At 52.9% G+C, this 374-nt stretch carries 1 rRNA gene; it reads right to left on the bottom strand.

What is annotated here, in order from left to right:
* Window positions 1-374, bottom strand: a 23S ribosomal RNA gene (locus P3W75_RS04815); the annotation flags it as partial.

The raw sequence follows: 374 nt of genomic DNA, 5'->3' as shown, positions 1-374 counted from the left end.
GTGTGGTTTGAGCCCCGTTACATCTTCCGCGCAGGCCGACTCGACTAGTGAGCTATTACGCTTTCTTTAAAGGGTGGCTGCTTCTAAGCCAACCTCCTAGCTGTCTAAGCCTTCCCACATCGTTTACCACTTAACCACAACTTTGGGACCTTAGCTGGCGGTCTGGGTTGTTTCCCTTTTCACGACGGACGTTAGCACCCGCCGTGTGTCTCCCACGCTGACACTTCCAGGTATTCGGAGTTTGCATCGGTTTGGTAAGTCGGGATGACCCCCTAGCCGAAACAGTGCTCTACCCCCTGGAGTGATACGTGAGGCGCTACCTAAATAGCTTTCGAGGAGAACCAGCTATCTCCGAGCTTGATTAGCCTTTCACT

The sequence above is a fragment of the Pseudomonas citronellolis genome (assembly GCF_029335315.1).
In the GTDB taxonomy this organism is placed as follows: Bacteria; Pseudomonadota; Gammaproteobacteria; order Pseudomonadales; family Pseudomonadaceae; genus Pseudomonas; species Pseudomonas citronellolis_A.
This window is presented reverse-complemented; position numbering and strand designations above follow the sequence as displayed.